12 protein-coding genes are annotated in these 13,643 nt (G+C 70.5%); 10 read left to right on the forward strand and 2 right to left on the reverse strand.

All coding sequences use genetic code 11. The features are described from left to right. Positions 1-97 precede the first annotated feature (97 nt). Positions 98-1,246, reverse strand: coding sequence for a fatty acid desaturase (locus tag AC07FJ_RS27830; protein WP_479052045.1), 1,149 nt, complete (start codon positions 1,244-1,246; stop codon positions 98-100). A 260-nt stretch (positions 1,247-1,506) separates the two neighbouring features. Further along, positions 1,507-2,820, reverse strand: a complete 1,314-nt coding sequence (locus tag AC07FJ_RS27835) for an MFS transporter (RefSeq protein ID WP_479052046.1) — start codon at positions 2,818-2,820, stop codon at positions 1,507-1,509. Between the two features lie 550 nt (positions 2,821-3,370). Between AC07FJ_RS27835 and AC07FJ_RS27840 the strand changes: the two genes are divergently transcribed. The 10 genes from AC07FJ_RS27840 to AC07FJ_RS27885 all read left to right on the forward strand — a co-directional run bounded on the left by AC07FJ_RS27840 (position 3,371) and on the right by AC07FJ_RS27885 (position 13,630). Continuing rightward, complete coding sequence (locus AC07FJ_RS27840) at positions 3,371-4,117, forward strand: SDR family NAD(P)-dependent oxidoreductase (protein WP_361421346.1); 747 nt, start codon at positions 3,371-3,373, stop codon at positions 4,115-4,117. Positions 4,118-4,161: 44 nt separating this feature from the next. Continuing rightward, complete coding sequence (locus tag AC07FJ_RS27845) at positions 4,162-4,488, forward strand: YciI family protein (protein WP_479052047.1); 327 nt, start codon at positions 4,162-4,164, stop codon at positions 4,486-4,488. 1 nt (position 4,489) lies between these two features. Further along, entirely contained in the window at positions 4,490-5,812 is a 1,323-nt protein-coding gene (locus AC07FJ_RS27850; RefSeq protein ID WP_479052048.1) for an aminotransferase-like domain-containing protein, read from the forward strand. Beyond that, positions 5,809-7,077, forward strand: coding sequence for an ATP-grasp domain-containing protein (locus AC07FJ_RS27855; protein WP_479052049.1), 1,269 nt, complete (start codon positions 5,809-5,811; stop codon positions 7,075-7,077). Before AC07FJ_RS27850 ends, AC07FJ_RS27855 begins: the two co-directional genes overlap by 4 nt. A 51-nt stretch (positions 7,078-7,128) precedes the next feature. After that, complete coding sequence (locus tag AC07FJ_RS27860) at positions 7,129-8,241, forward strand: LLM class flavin-dependent oxidoreductase (protein ID WP_361421358.1); 1,113 nt, start codon at positions 7,129-7,131, stop codon at positions 8,239-8,241. 130 nt (positions 8,242-8,371) lie between these two features. Next, entirely contained in the window at positions 8,372-8,893 is a 522-nt protein-coding gene (locus AC07FJ_RS27865) for a flavin reductase family protein (RefSeq protein ID WP_479052050.1), read from the forward strand. Between the two features lie 97 nt (positions 8,894-8,990). Next, positions 8,991-10,688, forward strand: a complete 1,698-nt coding sequence (locus AC07FJ_RS27870) for a GH3 family acyl-acid amido synthetase (protein ID WP_479052051.1) — start codon at positions 8,991-8,993, stop codon at positions 10,686-10,688. Continuing rightward, positions 10,685-11,581, forward strand: coding sequence for an alpha/beta hydrolase (locus tag AC07FJ_RS27875; RefSeq protein ID WP_479052052.1), 897 nt, complete (start codon positions 10,685-10,687; stop codon positions 11,579-11,581). The genes AC07FJ_RS27870 and AC07FJ_RS27875 overlap by 4 nt, the downstream gene beginning before the upstream one ends. Continuing rightward, on the forward strand, positions 11,574-12,779 hold the full coding sequence (locus tag AC07FJ_RS27880; protein WP_479052053.1) for a mandelate racemase/muconate lactonizing enzyme family protein: 1,206 nt from the start codon (positions 11,574-11,576) through the stop codon (positions 12,777-12,779). Before AC07FJ_RS27875 ends, AC07FJ_RS27880 begins: the two co-directional genes overlap by 8 nt. Then, positions 12,776-13,630 carry an FAH family protein gene (locus AC07FJ_RS27885; RefSeq protein WP_479052054.1) on the forward strand — a complete coding sequence of 285 codons (855 nt, stop codon included), beginning with the start codon at positions 12,776-12,778 and terminating at the stop codon, positions 13,628-13,630. The genes AC07FJ_RS27880 and AC07FJ_RS27885 overlap by 4 nt, the downstream gene beginning before the upstream one ends. Positions 13,631-13,643: the final 13 nt, after the last annotated feature.

Raw genomic sequence — 13,643 nt, forward strand, 5'->3', positions numbered from 1 at the left:
GAATTTCTTCTCAGGACGGCGGACTCGGAGACCGGTCGCTTACCGGCTGATGACCGGTTGATTGCCGGTTGCTTGCCGGTTTCTCACCGGTCGGATGTCAGTCGTCGAACGCGGCGAAGAGTTCGCGCTTGCTGACCTCACGCAGCCGGGTGACGCTGTATTCCTCCGGGTCGGCGACGGACAGCGAGTCGAAGACGAGGTTGATCGCGGCCACGAGACCCCAGGCATGGCGGTATTCCGGCCACCCGGGACTTCCCTTGTCGGCGTCCGCCTGTCGCTCGAAGATGTAATTCGCCCATTTCGGCGTCGAGGGGTAGCGGTGGTGGAAGTCGTGGACGACGGTGTCACCGGTCAGGACGAGGTAGCGCGCGGGCGCGTGCACGAACAGCATCCGCGCGGCCCATCTCCCCCAGGCGGCGACGCGCCGCACCGGCGGCAGGGCCGGGGAGGGTGCCGCCTCGCCGATGAAGATGGCGTTGGTCAGGCTGCCGAAGTACTCCTTGCCGCGGCGCTCGGTCACGTCCGCCGCGGGGAAGGTGTGCTTCACGCACAGCCGCAGGGTGTTGCTCACCTGGAACAGCGGGAAGAGCGGCACCAGCCAGGCGACCACCAGCATCGGCCAGGTGCCGGTGGCGACGGTGGCGGCCGCGGCGCCTCCGTAGAGCGCGACACTGGTCGCCTTCTCGCTGGTGTCGGAGTCGTGCCAGAAGGAACGGGCGCGCGCCACCGCGAAGTTGAGGTGGAACCAGGGCGAGAAGATCTTGCCCAGAACGCGGCGCCACATCTGCCGGCGCGTCATTCCCGGGTGCAGGTCCAGGCTGACCAGGAACGCCTGGACCGTGGGGTCGCGCAACGTCATGTGGTGTGCCGCGTGGTGGTCGCTGACGTGCTCGCGGCTGTAGCGGGCGAAGTTCTGGATGATCAGCAGGCTGGAGGTGGCGCGGCCGATCGCGGCGTCCAGACGGCGCTTGCGGTACATGTTCCGGTGCGAGCACTGGTGGTAGATCATCATGCGCAGGTTGCGCATGCCGTGCAGGGTGACGGCCCAGCCGGGCAGCAGGAGCAGCAGCCAGAAGCCGCCCAGGCCCATGCCGGTGCAGCTGATCGCGAGACCGAGCAGCATGGACAGTCCGGCGGTGGTCAGGTGAAATCCGGGGGTCCACCAGGACAGGGGTTTCTGCCCGGCTATCGGCTTTCCCGTGAACAGCGTGAGCGGATACTGAAGGAACCGAGGCAGGGCGCGCATGGTTTCGCGAGGATCCGAGTAATCCGCAATGCCTTCGGTTCGGAAGCCACTTTCGATGGCCGCCATCGCACTCCTCAAGGTCAGGATCAAATTGACACCGACAGGAGGGGCGCTGTCCAGCGCATCCGCAATCGGTGCCACATAAAGTCTGTGACTGGGTGCGTCGTTGATCTTCGCAGGCATTCGCCGCCAAGGTCAACACGTTAGTGGAAGGTTTGATCACCTCCCCGCCGGCTCTCCATAAATAATTCGGCGCGAATTCATGCCGCCGTGTTATGTGCCTGCTGTTCGGGCAGCTCCCGCCGGGAGCGCACCGGGGAAAGGAAGACCGGCAGGAAGGCGGTGGCCATGAAGGCTCCGCCGACCCACAGGGTGGCCTGTACGCCGGCCAGCTCGCCCAGCGCGCCGGACACCGCGGCGCCGACGGCGAGCGCGCCGGTGAGCAGGAACCGGAAGGTGGCGTTCATCCGGCCGAGCAGGACGTCGGCGGTCATCCGCTGGCGCAGGCTGACACCGATGACGTTGTCCATGCCGACCTTGAACATGGCCAGAAACCATCCGGCTCCGGCCAGGAACAGCCAGAACCCGCGGTCGACCAGGGGCACCAGCAGCCCCGCGGGCGCGAAACACAGCCCGGCGAGACCGAGGGTGCGCCCGTAGCCGAGGCGGGTCGCGACCGGCCGGGCGCAGCGCGCCCCGACCAGCAGCCCCACCCCGCCGGCCGCCCAGAAGAGCCCGAGCGCCCCGGGCGAGAGGTCCAGTTCGCGGACGAACCAGACCGGCAGCATGGTGTTCACGATCGCGGAGCCCAGGTTGCCCAGCGCCGCGGTGAGCGCCAGCGCCCTGAGCTCCGGGTTTCCGAAGACGTGCCGTACGCCCTCCGCGATCTGGGTCCGCAGCCCGGCGGTCTTCCGGGCGGCGGCCTGCTGCCCGGCGGACGACTGCCCCGCGGTCGGCTGCCCGGGCGAGGTGCCGGCCGGGGCGTCAGCCGCCGGGGTCTGCCGGATGCCGGTCAGCCGTAGCGCCGAGGCCAGGTGCGCCCCGGCGGTGACGAGTACGGCCACGGGCGCCGTGAGCAGGGCGACCAGTCCGCCGCCCGCACCGCGCCCGGCCACGTTGCCCGCCGCGATCAGTGTGTTGATGTCGGCGTTGGCCTGAACCAGACTGTCCCGCCCCACCAGTTGGGGCAGCACGCTCTGCGAACCCACGTCGAAGAAGACGGTGGCGCAGCCGTTGAGCAGGACCACGGCGTAGAGCTGGCCGAGAGTGAGCACATCCAGCCACCAGGCCAGCGGCACGGTGGCGAAGAGCAGCGCCCGGCACAGGTCCGCGGTGATCAGTACCCGCCGGTGGCTGAGCCGGTCCACCCAGGCCCCGGCCGGCAGGCCGATGACCAGGAAGGCGACGGTGCTCAGGGTGGCCAGCGCGCCCACCTGGCCGGGGCGGGCGTCCAGCGCGGCCACGGCGACGAGCGGCATGGCCACGTAGCCGATGTTGGTGCCGAGCTGGCTGAGCGCGGACGCGGTGAAAAGGGTGCGGAAGTCACGTATTCGCCACGGAGAGTTGGGTCGCATGGTCCGTTCATCCGGTGGTTGGTCCGGAACCGCCGTTGTGCGGAGATTCCATCGGAGCGGGGCGGGTAGACCCCGGTTCGCCAGTCTTTGCGGGTACGGAAAATGGCCAAGAACAGAAGCGGCTGAAAAGAGCAGGCCAATGGCTGAATTCTCGCCACAAGGATTCGGCCACACCCACCCCCTTGCCCGGTACCGACGTTACTCGGACACGTCAGTCGGCAAGGATTGACGATATCTCGGCCTTGCGCAAGGGATCCACGGCGCCGGCCCGCGCGCTGTTGACTCCTTTACGAACATTGGACGAACGAACCGTCTTGACGCGTTGACATGGGCTGAGGTTGGTGTGATGGTCTGGGAGGTGCCGACCGGGGGGCGGTTTACCCTCCCCTGGCCTGCTGCCATGCGCGGATATCGGGAAGCCTGCATTCCGCCAATGTGATCACCACGGCAAATCGGCCGAACCGGCATGAGGCACTGTTCAACCCCCCACAAAGGGCCCTGCACCGCCCGTTCAGGGTCATGAACCCAGACAAGCCAGGTGAGAAGTAGAGTGACCGCACGTACTGCACTCCTGATCGGTGCCGCCGGTGGAATTCTCTCCGAGACCGCCCGAGGACTGGCCGAAGAAGGGCACTCACTCGTCCTGTTCGACAGGAACGAGGAGGCCGTCAGGCGCCTCGCGGACGAGCTGGCCCCACGGACCAAGGTCGACGTGGTCGTGGGCGACATCACCGACATCCCCGCCGCCGAGCGGCTGCTGACCTCCGTCGTCGAGCAGCACGCCCCCTCCATCCTGGTCAACGGCGTCGGCGGGGACACCCGCGTCATCGGCTACGCCGACCTGCAGCGCTCCCACTTCGAGGAGACGTACCTGGAGAACGTGGTCAGCACCTGGATCGCGATCAAGGTGTGCGCGCCGCGGATGGTCCAGGACGGCTACGGACGCATCGTCAACTTCGCCTCGGCGGGCGGGCGTACGTACAGCCACTTCAACAACGCGGCCTACGTCGGGGCCAAGGCCGCCGTCATCGGCATGACCAAGCAGATGGGCTACGAACTGGCCGGAACCGGCGTGGTGGTGAACGTGGTGGCCCACGGCCCCATCGCCACCGAGCGCGTGGCGCGGGCCTTCGAGCAGCGCGACGAGGAGTCCAAGAAGGCCGTGCTGTCCCGGTTGCCCATGGGCCGCTACGGCACGGTGTCCGAAGCCGTGGGCAGCGTCCTGCACCTGTGCTCGGAGAGCGCCGGCTACTCCACGGGCTCCGTCATCGACATCAACGGCGGCCTCTACATGTGAGGGCCACCCCCACCCTCGTAAGAAAAAGCGCACAAGGAGCTGGTGTGGCGAAGTTTGTCGTCGAATTCGAGTACAACGTCGACCGGGCCGGCCGCCAGGGCCTGCATCCGGCGCATGCCGAGAACCTCTACCGGCTGGCCGACAGCGGAGTCCTGCTGCTCGGCGGCCCGCTCGTGGGAGAGAACGCCGGACTCCTGCTCTATGAGGCGGCCGACCGCGACGAACTCCAGCGGATTCTGGACGACGAGCCGTATGTAAAAGGCGGAATCGTGGCGAGCACCCGTATCCGTGAATGGAACCCGGGTAAAGGCAGCTGGATATCCGCGCTGAACACGTCGGAAGAAGTCACCAGCGCGGAAGGGAACCGCTGACATGCTCTCGTTCCAGCAGGACGCATTGCACGGGGGAATCGCCGACCCCGAAATGGACTCCATGCGGATCCTCAGCGAGACGGCGCTGCGGTTCCCGGACGCGCTCTCCTTCTCGTCGGGCGCGCCGTACGACGGGAACCACGACCTGGGCAATCTCACCTATTACGTGGACCGCTATATCAAGTACCTGCGGGACAAGGGTGTGCCGGAGCAGCGCATCACCCGGCTCCTCTTCCAGTACGGGCCGGTCAACGGCCTGATCCAGGAGGAGGTCGCCCGCATGCTGAAGCGGGACGAGGACATCGATGTCCCGCCCGAGGCGATCATGATCACGCACGGCTTCCAGGAGGCGGCTCTGGTCGCCCTGCGCGGCCTGTGCGCCTCCCCCGACGACGTACTGCTGTCGGTCTCCCCCGCGTACGTCGGCATCCGGGGCGCCGCGCGCATGCTCGACGTCCCCGTCCGCGGCATCCTGGAGGGCCCCGACGGGCTCGACCCCGAGGCCGTGGCCGAGGCCGCCCGCGCCGTACGGGCCGAGGGCAAGCGCGCGGTCGCGCTCTACCTGGTGCCCGACTTCTCCAACCCGTCCGGCACGGTGCTGCCCCTGCAGGCCCGCAAGCGGCTGCTGGAGGTGGCCGCCGAAGAGGACTTCGTGATCCTGGAGGACAACCCGTACGGCCTCTTCGCCCGCGACGGCGAGTCGATGCCGACGCTGAAGTCGCTGGACACCGAGCGCCGGGTCGCCTACCTCGGCTCGTTCGCCAAGTCGGCCTTCCCGGGCGCCCGCCTCGGCTACCTGGTCGCGGACCAGGAGGTCACCGACGCCACCGGGGCCACCCGCACCCTCGCGCAGAGCCTCTCCAAGGCCAAGGCGATGTTCACGGTCGGGTCCTCCACCCTCTCCCAGGCGGTGATCGGCGGCATCCTCGTCGAGCACGACTACGACCTGCGCTCCGCCACCCGTGAGCTCGCCGCGGTCTACCTGGAGCGGCTGGACGCCACCCTGGAGGCGCTGGCCGAGCACTTCCCGGCCGGCGAGGACCACGGCGTGAGCTGGAACACCCCGCGCGGCGGCTTCTTCCTCACCCTGACCGTCCCCTTCACCGCGGACCTGGCGGCGATGGAACGTTCCGCCAGGGACTACCGGGTGAGCTGGGCGCCCATGAGCATGTTCTACCTCGACGGCGGCGGCGACCGGGAGATGCGGCTCGGCTTCAGCAACCTGGCGCCGGAGGCGATCCGCGAGGGCATCTCCCGCCTGGCCCGCTTCATCAAGGAGACCCCGCGCGAGACGCCCCGTGAGACCCCGGAGGTGCGGGCATGACCACCGCACAGCCGGGCACCGCACAGCCGACCGCCGTCGTCGTGGACGGCTACTCGGCGGGCAACTTCTACCCCGCGGCCTTCACCGCCGCCGGCGCCCGCGTCATCCACGTACAGAGCACGCCGGAGCTCATCCCGACGATGCTCGCGCCCGACCTCACCGCGTACGCCGAGAACATCGTCTGCTCCGACGAGGACCGGCTCGTCGAGCTGCTCCGCCCGTACGCCCCCGTCGCCGTCGTGCCCGGGCAGGAGTCCGCCGTACAACTGGCGGACCGCCTCTCCGAGGCGCTCGGCGTGAAGTCCAACGGCACCGCGCTCTCCGCCGCCCGCCGCGACAAGTACGAGATGATCGAGGCCCTGCGCCGCGCCGGGGTGCGCTGCGCGGAGCAGTTCAAGAGCGACGACGCGGACCTCGTCGTCAAGTGGGCGCAGGACCACGGAAGCTGGCCCGTCGTCGTCAAGCCGATCAGCTCCGCCGCCTCCGACGGCGTGTTCGTCTGCGACAGCGCCGAGGAGGTGGCCGCCGCCGCCCGCCGCGTCCTCGGGACCCGCGACATCTTCGGCTCGGCCAACACCGAGGTGCTCGTCCAGGAGTACCTCAGGGGCCAGGAGTACGTCGTCGACACGGTCAGCTGCGACGGCCGGCGGTACGTCTCCGGCGTCTGGGAGTACGACAAGATCCTGCTGCCCTCCGGCCAGAACATCTACAACCGCGACATCCTCGTCGCGCCGGACGAGGAGCCGGTCGCGGCGCTGATCGACTACATCCACGACGTCCTCGACGCGCTGGACGTCCGCTGGGGCCCGGCCCACGCCGAGGTCATCGCCACCGACCGGGGCCCGGTCCTGGTCGAGATCGCCACGCGCCTCAACGGCCAGCTCAACCCCGGCTTCCAGGAACTGTGCCTGGGCGACGACCAGGCCGGGCTCGCCGCACTGGCCTACACCCGCCCGGAGGAGTTCCTCCGGGAGTACGCCGGCCGGATCTACCGCAAGCTGCGCTCCGCGTACAGCTACAACCCGGGCACCACCCTCGACGGTGTGGTGGCGGAGGTCGACCAGGACGTCGTCGCCCGCATCAACGCGCTGCCCAGTGTGTTCCTGACCAGCGTCAAGTACGCGCCCGGCGCCCGCATCCGCCCCACCACCGACCTGCTGACGGCCGCCATGAGGATCTACCTGACCTCGGCCGACGAACGACAGCTCGTCGCCGACTACGAGACGGCACGCGAGCTGAAGGACTCCGTCTACCGCCTCGCCTGACCACGCGGCCCCTCGCCTTCCTCACCACACCACCCATGCTGGAGGACAGCAGTGCACAGCCGTATCGGCCTCTTCCTGTCACCCGTCCACGAGACCGGGCAGGACCCGCATCTGGCGATTCACCGCAATCTCGACCTGGTGGAGCACGCCGACCGCCTGAACTTCGACGAGGCGTGGTTCGGCGAGCACCACACCCTGGGCTGGGGCCTCGTCGGCGCCCCGGAGACCATGATCGCCGCCGCGAGCCAGCGCACCCGGCAGATCAAGCTCGCGCACGGCGTGGTCCCCCTCTCCGGGCACCACCCCTTCCACGTCGCCAGCCGCGCGGTGCACCTGCACCACCTCGCCCGGGGCCGCTACATCCTGGGCGTCGGCCCGGGCGTGCCCTTCGACGCGGGCATGTTCGGCCTCGACCCGAAGGTGCAGCGCAAGCGCCTCGACGAGGCCCTGCCGACCGTCCTGGAGCTGGTCAACGGCGAGGAGCGCGTCACGCAGAAGACGGACTGGTACGAGCTGAACGACGCCAAGCTCCAGCTGCCCCGCTTCGGCCCCGGCCCGATCGAGGTCGCCATGGCCACCTCCGGCACCTCGGTGACCAGCCCGCGTCTCGTCGGCCGGTACGGGCTGAGCATGACCTCCTTCGCGCTGCCGTTCGCCCTGATGACCCCGGGCGCGCCGGACCACATCGGGCTGGCCCAGCAGTGGAAGCACGCCGAGGAGGCCGCCGACGAGTTCGGGCGGACCATCCGCCGCGAGGACTGGCGCATCGCCCTCCCGGTGCACGTCGCCGAGACGAGCAAGCAGGCGTTCGACGAGGTCCGCGAGGGCTACGACCGCTGGCTCTTCGAGTACTTCGGCAAGGCCGCCGGCCGCGAGGTCCAGCCCCCCGGCACCCCGCGCGAGAAGCTCCTCGAAGCCCGCGTGGAGGCGGGCGGCGCCCTGGTCGGCTCCGTCGACGAGGTGGTCGCCGGCATCCGCCGCATGCAGGAGGCCACCGGCGGCTTCGGCACCCTCCTGGTGTACGTGGCGGACTGGACCTCGTACGAGAACACCAACCGCAGCCTCGAGCTGCTCGCCCGGTACGTGGCCCCGCAGATCACCGGTGCCGCGGCCCGCCCCCAGGAGGCCGTCGACTGGGCGATCGCCGCCCGCGCGGCGCGGTAGCCGCGCCCGCCCCCCTGCGTCTCGCCGACGAGCGCGGCGTCCCGGCAATCCCGGGACGCCCGCGCCGCCGGTGACCGAAGCCCTCACCGCCGACCAAGACCGTCCGCCGGACCGAGTGGAAACGCATCGCATGCTGCAACAGACCGAGCCGGTACAACACCCTTTGGATCAGCGCTCGTTCCGTGACATTCTGGGCCGTTTCACCACCGGAGTCGTGCTCGTGACCGCACAGGCGGCGCACGGCCCCGTGGGGATGGCCGTCAACTCGTTCACCTCCGTCTCGCTCGACCCGCCGCTCATCGCGCTGTGCGCGGCGTACACCTCGACCACGTGGCCGGACATCCGAGCGACGGGGAGCTTCGCGGTCACCATCCTCGGCGAGCGCCACGCCGAGCTGTGCCGCCTGTTCAGCGAGCGCGGTGCCGACCGGTTCGCCGGCCGCGACTGGGCGTACACCAGGGCCGGGCACCCCATCCCGGCCGACGGGCTGGCCTGGCTGGACTGCGGGATCACCGCGATCCACCCCACCGGAGACCACGAACTGGTGGTCGCGTCGGCGGCCGAGGGCGCCCTGGCGGACTCCGCGGAGCCGCTCGTCTTCCACGCGGGCCGGTTCCGCGGGCTCGTCGCCCCCAGGAGCGTCGGCGCCTGAGCCGGCCGTCGCCCGAGCCATTCGGCGGCCACCGGAGCCATGACTCACCAGTTCACCGGCACCACTGTCAGAACGAGTTGAGGGAGATACCGAAGCCGTGGGCAGTTCGCACTGGCACGAGCACTGGAACGCGCGCCGCAGCCCCTTCGCCGAGGAGTGCCGGCAGGCCCGCGCCACCCTGCTGGCGGACCTCAAGGACCCCTACGCGGCCCAGCAGCGGGTCCTGAACGACATCATCGCCCTGTGCGCCGACTCGCTGCGCTGGAAGGAGCGGGGGTACGACGCCGTCGCCGCCGACCCGGCGGCCTTCCGCGACGTCGTCCCGGTGATGCGGTACGCCGACTTCACCGAGGACATCGACCGGGAGACCCGCACCAAGGGCGGTGTCCTGTCGTGCAGCCCGGTGCTGCGCTGGCTGAAGACGAGCGGCACGACCGACGTCCCCAAGCGCATCCCGTACACCCTGCACTGGCTGCTGACCTACCGCATCCCGGCGATGCAGGCCATGTGGGGCACGTACATGGAGCACCACCCCGAGATCCTCGCCCACCCGCACGCCACGCTCGACACGCAGACCGTGTACGACGACGTCGACGACTTCCTGTACGGCGTCCAGTACCAGGCGATCAGCAACCGCCACCCGCGGATCAACAGCCGCGACTGGAACCCGCCGTGGTCCGCGGCCCCGTGGTTCGGCACCGAGGCGCCGTCCTCGCACGCCGGGCGGATGTACCACCGGATCCGCCACCTCGTGGGCAAGGACCTGCACTTCGTCTCGGCCATCAACCCGAGCACCCTGATCTCGCTGCGGGACCTGGTCGCCGAGCACGGCCCCGCCCTGGTCCGCGACCTCGCCGAGGGCACCCTCGAAGGCAAGCCGTACACCGACCCCGACCCCGAGGCGGCCCGCCACCTGCAAGGCGTCCTGGAGAAGGGCGAGTTCGCCCTCACGGACGTCTGGCCCTCGCTGCGCCTCTACAGCTGCTGGCTGTCGTCCTCGGCCGGGCTCTACCAGTCCCGGCTGGACACCGTGCTGCCGGGCGTGGCCGCCATGCCGTTCATGAGCTGCGGCACCGAGGGTGTGACCACCATCCCGGTCGACGACTCCCTCGACAGCCAGCCCCTCGCCGTCAACCAGGCCTTCTTCGAGTTCGTACCGGCCGGGGTGGAGCTGGGCGCGCTGCTGGACGCGGGCGAGCGGGTCGACACCCTGCTCTTCGACGAGGTGGAGGAGGGCCGCGACTACCACCTGATCATGACGCAGGCCAACGGCCTGCACCGGCTGTGGAGCGGGGACGTCTACCGCGTCGACCGGATCGTGGACGGCACCCCCTGGGTGCACTTCGTCCAGCGCGACGACATCTACCACTCCTTCACCGGCGAGAAGATCACCGAAGTACAGGTCACCCAGGCCATCGAGCAGGCCCTCGGCGACCGGGGGATGCCCGTCGGGCTCTACATGTGCGGACCGCAGTGGGCCGAACCGCCCTACTACGTGGTCGTCGGCGAGGCCACCGAGCCGGGACCCGACCTGGACCGGGCCCTGTCGGAGGCGGTGGACCGCGCGCTGGGCGTCATCAACATCGAGTACGCGTCCAAGCGGAGCAGCGGCCGCCTCGGCCCGCTCTCCTTCGCCACGGTCCCGCACGGCGCCATCGCCGCCTACACCGAAGCGCGCCGCCAGCAGGGCAACGCCACCCAGTACAAGTACAAGCCCTTCCAGAAGGACACGGACTTCGCCGCCGACCTCCTCGGCGTGACGGCGGCGACGGCAGCGACGGGAGCGCACCGGTGATCGAGACGAAGAGGCCGCCGCAGAACCTCCGCCGGGAGATCATCACGCTCGCGGCCGACGACGGCACCGACCTGGCGCTCCACCTGTGGCGGCCCCGGGAGCGGACCAAGGGGGCGGTCTTCTACCTCCACGGGCTCCAGAGCCACGCCGGGTGGCTGTGGGAGGTGGGGCCCAGATTCGCCGACAACGACATCGCGTTCTTCGTGCTCGACCGGCGCGGCAGCGGCATCAGCGGCGGGCCGCGCCACGAGATACCCGATGTGGACACGGTGATCTCCGACTACACCGGCGCGCTCGCGCACGTACGGAAGCTGATCGGCGACGAGATCCCGCTGACGCTGTTCGGGCACTGCCTGGGCGGCTCCTTCCTCGCCGCCCTGCTGCACCACTCCGCCTTCGACGTCCGCTACGACGCCGCCGTCTACTGCTCGACGTGGCTGGGCCGGCTGCACTCGCTGCTCGGCGGGGAGGAGCGCGCGGCGCTGGCCGCCGAGCGGTCCACCGAGCTGTGGGACGCGGGACTGAAGTCGCACGACTTCACCGCCGACCCCCGCTACCGGCACTTCATCGACCACGACGACCTGGCCGTACGGGAGATCACCCGCCGCTCCCGCGCCACCCTGCTGGGGCTGGAGCGCCTCTACCTGGACCCGCACCACCCGGACCGGCGCGAACTCCCGGAGGTCCCGGCGGCGTTCGTCTCCGGCCTGACCGACCCGATCGTCGACCTCGACGACACCCACCGGGTGTTCAACCGGATGGTCTCCGACCGGGGCATGATCATCAAGTTCCCGACCGACCGGCACTACCTCTTCTACACCGACGTCCGCGACGACGTGGTCGACTGGGCGTCCGCCTACACCCTGCTCCAGGCCGTGGACCGCGATGTCTGAGGCCGAGGCCCGGCTGTACCGGGTGGCGCTGCCGATGCGCGTCGGCTTCGACCACCCGGCGGCCCGCCGCTCCACCAGCGACAGCCTCGTGCTGAGCCTGACCGTCGACGGGGTGACCGGCCTCGGGGAGTGCGCGCCGCGCGCGTACGTCACGGGCGAGACGACCGCGACCGTCACGGAGGAGCTGCGCCGGGTCCCGCTGGACGGGCTGATCGCACGGCTGCGCGAGGTCCCGCCGGAGGAGTTCCTCGACCGGCTGCGGCGGGACGGCTTCGCGGCGGCGGCGGGCCTGAACCTGCCGCCCGAGGCCCCGGAGCGGCCCGGCGCGTACAACAACCTCGTCTGCCTGCTGGAGACGGCGGTCCTCGACCTCCTCGCGCACCGGCTCTCCGTCCCGGCCGCCGACCTCCTGGAAGGCTTCCCGGCACCCGCCACCCTGCCCGTGTCGCAGGTCCTCGACCTCAGCCTGGGCGTCGACGAGTTCCTCGACACCCGCGGCCCCTTCCACTTCGTCAAGGTCAAGGCGTCACAGGACATCGACCGCGACGTCCGCACGGTCGGCGCCATCCGGGACCGGCTCGGCCCGAAGGTCCCCGTCATGGTGGACGCCAACATGAGCTGGACCCCCGAGACCGCCGTGCCGTACGCCCGCCGGCTGCGCGACGCCGGTGCCGAGCTCGTCGAGGAGCCGCTGCCCCGGCGCTCCTGGGACGCCCTGCGCACGCTGCGCCACGAGTCCGGCATCCGCGTGATGCTGGACGAGTCGGTGTGCACGCTCGCGGATGCCCGGGCGGCCGTGGCCGCCGAGGCCTGCGACGCCGTCAACGTACGCGTCGCGAAGAACGGCGGCCTGCTGAACGCCGCCCGCCTGGTCGCGTACGCCCGAAGCGCCGGCCTCGCCTTCCAGATCGGCGTCCAGGTCGCGGAGACCGGCCCGCTGATCAACGCCGGCCGCGCGCTGGCCTTCCGCAGCCCCGACGCCCTGACCGTCGAGGCCGGCCAGTCCGACCGGTTCTTCCCCGGCCCCGAGATGATCGTCTCGCCGCGCCCCCTGGTGGACCGCCGGGCCAACACCCTCGCCCCGCCCCCCGGACCCGGCTTCGGGCTCCGCCTGACCCCATCGGCCGCGCCCTGGGCGGCCCTGACCTGGGCCGACGGCCGCTGGTCCGCCCTCACCCGCAAGGAGAACCCACGTTGACGGTCCTGTACGAGTGCGTCCACCAGGGCGCGCGGCACTTCGGTCTCGGCACGCCCGAGGACACCGTCCTGCGCCTCTACCCGCTGGGCGACACCGACCTGCGGGCCACCCTGCTCGCGGCGGGCGGCGACACGGAGGCGTTCACCGCCGCCGTCACCGAGGGCCGCACCCCCGCCGAGGCGGCGCCCGCCGACGTACGCTTCCGGCCCCCGCTGCTGCCGGAGTCGGCCGGCGACGCCATGATCAGCGGCTTCATGGCGACCCACAACGTCAAGGTCGACGACACCACGCAGACGCAGCCCAACTGGTTCTTCAAGGGCCTCGGCGACGTCCTGAAGGTCTCCGGCGAACCGCTGCGCGCGCCGGCCGGGTCCGTCGCGCTGACGGAGGAGGCGGAGGTCGTGCTCGTCTACGTCACCGACGAGCACCGCACCCCGCACTACGCCGGCTACACCTTCGGCAACGACCTCACCGACATCGGCCGCTTCAAGCGCCACAACGGCCACCTGTCGTACGCCAAGCTCTGCGACGCGGGCGTGGCCCCCTGGCTGTTCCTGGGCACCCCGCCCCGCCACGTCACCGGTGAGGTCACCATCGCACGCGACGGCGCACCGGCCTGGGAGGGCACCTTCACCACGGGCGTCAAGGCGCTCCACTACGGCCTGCGGGACATGATGGCCGGCCTGTTCGCCCACGAGGCCCTGCTCCACCCGGGCCGGGTGCACTACGTCTACCTCGGCGCGGACCGCAGCAGCTTCCACAGCGGCTTCACCATGGCCGACGGGGACCGCGTCGAGATGCGGTTCGCCACGCACGGTGTGGAGCTGTCCCACCCGGTGTCGGCCCCCTGACCACGGCACGGCG

Source organism: Streptomyces sp. NPDC045998 (assembly GCF_056430285.1).

Coding starts and splice junctions, on each gene's coding strand:
- AC07FJ_RS27830 (WP_479052045.1), bottom strand. CDS start 1,246: ATGCGCGCCCTGCCTCGGTTCCTTCAGTATCCGCTCACGCTGTTCACG.
- AC07FJ_RS27835 (WP_479052046.1), bottom strand. CDS start 2,820: ATGCGACCCAACTCTCCGTGGCGAATACGTGACTTCCGCACCCTTTTC.
- AC07FJ_RS27850 (WP_479052048.1), top strand. CDS start 4,490: ATGCTCTCGTTCCAGCAGGACGCATTGCACGGGGGAATCGCCGACCCC.
- AC07FJ_RS27855 (WP_479052049.1), top strand. CDS start 5,809: ATGACCACCGCACAGCCGGGCACCGCACAGCCGACCGCCGTCGTCGTG.
- AC07FJ_RS27865 (WP_479052050.1), top strand. CDS start 8,372: ATGCTGCAACAGACCGAGCCGGTACAACACCCTTTGGATCAGCGCTCG.
- AC07FJ_RS27880 (WP_479052053.1), top strand. CDS start 11,574: ATGTCTGAGGCCGAGGCCCGGCTGTACCGGGTGGCGCTGCCGATGCGC.